The sequence below is a fragment of the Hydrogenoanaerobacterium saccharovorans genome (genome assembly GCF_016901815.1).
Taxonomy (GTDB): Bacteria; Bacillota; Clostridia; order Oscillospirales; family Ruminococcaceae; genus Avimicrobium; species Avimicrobium caecorum.
Map to the genome: position 1 here is coordinate 1 of NZ_JACSNR010000019.1, position 3,308 is coordinate 3,308.

3 protein-coding genes and 1 pseudogene are annotated in these 3,308 nt (G+C 48.9%); 2 read left to right on the top strand and 2 right to left on the bottom strand.

What is annotated here, in order from left to right:
- Positions 1–449: 449 nt before the first annotated feature.
- The gene (locus H9X81_RS11430) at positions 450–1,061 is read right to left on the bottom strand and encodes a Fic/DOC family protein (protein WP_204722154.1); all 612 of its coding nucleotides are present in this window, start codon (positions 1,059–1,061) and stop codon (positions 450–452) included.
- 323 nt (positions 1,062–1,384) lie between these two features.
- Between H9X81_RS11430 and H9X81_RS11435 the strand changes: the two genes are divergently transcribed.
- Both H9X81_RS11435 and H9X81_RS11440 read left to right on the top strand, forming a co-directional pair.
- Positions 1,385–1,690 (top strand): hypothetical protein, encoded by a 306-nt coding sequence (locus tag H9X81_RS11435; RefSeq protein ID WP_071433079.1) that lies wholly within the window; start codon positions 1,385–1,387, stop codon positions 1,688–1,690.
- A gap of 47 nt (positions 1,691–1,737) precedes the next feature.
- A complete protein-coding gene (locus tag H9X81_RS11440) occupies positions 1,738–2,889 on the top strand; it encodes a tyrosine-type recombinase/integrase (protein WP_204722156.1) in 1,152 nt (383 codons plus the stop codon).
- 109 nt (positions 2,890–2,998) lie between these two features.
- On the opposite strand, the pseudogene H9X81_RS11445 reads toward H9X81_RS11440, so the two are convergent.
- Positions 2,999–3,308, bottom strand: a pseudogene (locus H9X81_RS11445) (AAA family ATPase); the annotation flags it as partial.

The window sequence follows — 3,308 nt, forward strand, 5'->3', positions numbered from 1 at the left end:
AAAGGCGGGGTTTTTCGAGTCAGTGTGGGTCATCCGGGGCTAGGTGGGACCAAAATCCCATGCACAAATCCGCTGCATCTGACAAGTTCCATGACCCGTTTCAAAAGCCGGATTCTCCGAAAAACTGGGGTGACACATGGGGTCGAAAATGAAGCAGGATAAAGCGGTGACATCACCGCAGCCCACACCGGCCCGCAACGCGGACCGGAAATGGCGGTTTGATGCGGTTTTTGAGGCCCTAGTTTTTGAAAATGGCGGGGGTCAGATATGGCATCATGGAGTCCATGTGGGCGTCAGATGTGACATCAGGTCCAGCAGTGATGCCGGTTTGAAGCCATTTTCGCGTGGGTCAAGGGTGGCGCCCGCAATAATTTTGGGGTTGTTTTGCCATCAAATGCCAAATACAAAAATTCCGGACAACCTTACGCTGTCCGGAATAGAGAATCTGATTAAAAAGTTATTTCCATGTTGTCTAATGGTATAATCGCTTCCTCAAACAAATGAACCAATTGATCCATAACACCCTGTGCAGCAAAAATCGTTGCGATCATAAATTCATCTGGGTCAATGCTGATCAAGTCAAAATTGTATCCAAGATGGTGTAACCATTGAGCAAAGAAAACTCGCTGCGTTCTTCCGTTGCCTTCACGAAAAGGGTGGATCATGTTGACAGTGTGATAAAAATCAGCGATTTCTGTAGCTAACTCATGGTGGGATAATCCTTCTGGAGAAAATGAGGCAATATGGGCGAAACAAGCTCCAGCACAACGTTCAATTTCATTTGCAGAGATGAAAGTTGTTCCCTTTTTGCCAATGTTGATGGTACGAATCTGACCCGCCCAATCGTACAGATCGCAAAATAGGAAATGGTGAATCTGTTTGTAATGTTCGAAATCAAAGCCACCCTGGATAGGACATTGATCCAGCAAGCTGGCTTTAGCGAACACAATGGCCGCTTCCTTTTCCGCCAGAATGGTTTCGTCCTGAATTTCTAGTTTATTGACCAGACAGGTAGTTCCAGGATAACAGTCTGCAGCGGTAGAATCAATGCTATATGCCATTCTATCTCACCTCACTGCCAGAGATGACATGAGTTAAATACTGTTCCAAAGTGATCTCACCGGCGAGCAGCTTCCGGCACCAGTCCTTGCAGGTATCTGAAACTGACAGACCTTCCATGCGCAGGGAGATCTCTGCTGTCAGCATAGATTGTTCAATGGAATGTCCCATAAATGAGCGTCACCACCTTAGTGAAACATTATAAGTCATTATAGCATGCCCGGACTGCACTTGCAAATGATAACAATCTGATAACTCTGCCCCTGTGGTCTGGATATTCAGCGAGAGTGCTGGTATGTTGTGTGATTGACAGGAGGTGACAATCATGCACGACTATATGCAGGCACTGAAGCAGAGATTTTTCCGGGTACCCCGATGCGAGGATCTCCGTGGGACAGTAGAGGATACCTGTGGAGAGTTTCTCAAAAGAATGAGCGATGAGGACAAACACAAACTTCTCCTGATAGTAGATTCCATGGATGCCATCCGGGACGAAGTTTCTCTGGCAAGTTTTATAGCAGGTTTCAAGTTAGCCTGGGGAATCAGCCGGGAGTTAGAAGCAGACGGCCTCTACTCCTACGATGAAGAAGAGATGACACAGCCCTGGCGGAGATCTCAGGAGGAAAACTAAGCCCTTCAAAACCTGCGCCGCATAAACAAAGAAAGGAAGAAACAAAGATGGCAAAGAAGCGAGCCAACGGAGAAGGCAGTATCCGCAAGCGCTCAGACGGGCGCTGGGAAGGCCGGTATACCGCCGGTTACGATCCGGAGACCGGAAAGCGAATCACGAAAAATGTGCTGGGCAAGACCCAGGCAGAGGTAAAGGAAAAACTAGCCAAGGCCATCGAGGAAAGCAAAAAACTGGACATTGTCCGGTCAGACGAGTACACAGTAGCGGAATGGCTGCGGTTGTGGTATGAGCTCTACGCCAAGCCCAATATCCGACCCACAACTGCAGACAACTATCACCGTAGTATTGAATCACACGTTATTCCCCGGATCGGAGAAATCAAGCTGAAGCAGATCACCAGCCGGGATATCCAGAAGATGTATAAAGACCTGCAGGAGAACGGGCGTCTGCGCAAATCCAAGAAGCAGCAAAATGGGCTCAGTAATGCCACGGTTCGGGGCATCCACATGATGCTCCACAATGCTCTGGATCGGGCGGTGAAAGAGCGTCTGATCCTGCGAAACCCCACTGAGGACTGCATCATTCCCAAGATCCAGAAGCAGGAGATGAAGATTCTGCACCCGGAGGATATGAAAGCCTATCTGGAGGCAGCAGATAAAAGAGGCGTCCTGCCCATGTTCTATCTGGAACTAGTGACGGGTATCCGTAAGGGAGAGCTGACCGCCCTGCTCTGGTCTGACCTGGACGAAGAACGGCACACTATCTCGGTGAGTAAGCAGGCGGTGGGAGACAGGAACCGGAATGTCACCATCAGCCGACCTAAGACAGAGAACTCGGTGCGGAAGATTTCGATCCCTGAGTCAGCAGTGGAACTGCTTCGACAGGAGCATGAAAAGCACCCGGACAATCCCTGGATGTTCCCTTCAACCAAGACAGGAGAGATGTATCACCCGGACTCCATCGCCAAACTCCATGAGAAGATCCTGAGGGACACGGGGCTGGAACACATCCGGTTCCATGATCTCCGGCACACCTTCGCTACCATAGCTCTGCAAAACGGGGTGGATGTGAAGACAGTCTCCTCGATGCTGGGACACTACGATGCAGGGTTCACCCTGCGCACCTACACCCACGCTACCAGACAGATGCAGGATCAGGCGGCGGAGAAGATGGGCTGCTTCATGGAACAAGTGATGTAAAATCCGAAAAGAATAGCTGTGAAAATCCCCGGAGAGCATTTTCTCCGGGGATTTTTTCTAAAGGATAGTTGAAATTGATGTTTATGATTTTATTATCAGCGTTTTTCTCTCACAGTACGGGGCCAAGTGTCTGAGGAATGAGGTCAGCTGACTGCTGCATTTCAAAGTTCGGAAGTTCTTTCAGGTAGGACTCCACATTACGATATTGCACTCCGTTTTCCATCTGAATATCCTCACCACGATAAAGGACATATCGTCCTCGGATTGTGCCAAACCGCTTTTCTGTTCTTCGGCATTTGTCCTCATCCATGAGATGCCGGTACTGGAGAGGAACCTGTGTGCTGCTGTGTTTGATCTCAAAAATATCACAACAGTTTTCTTTCTGGTCATAGATGACCATATCAAACTCACCGACCTCA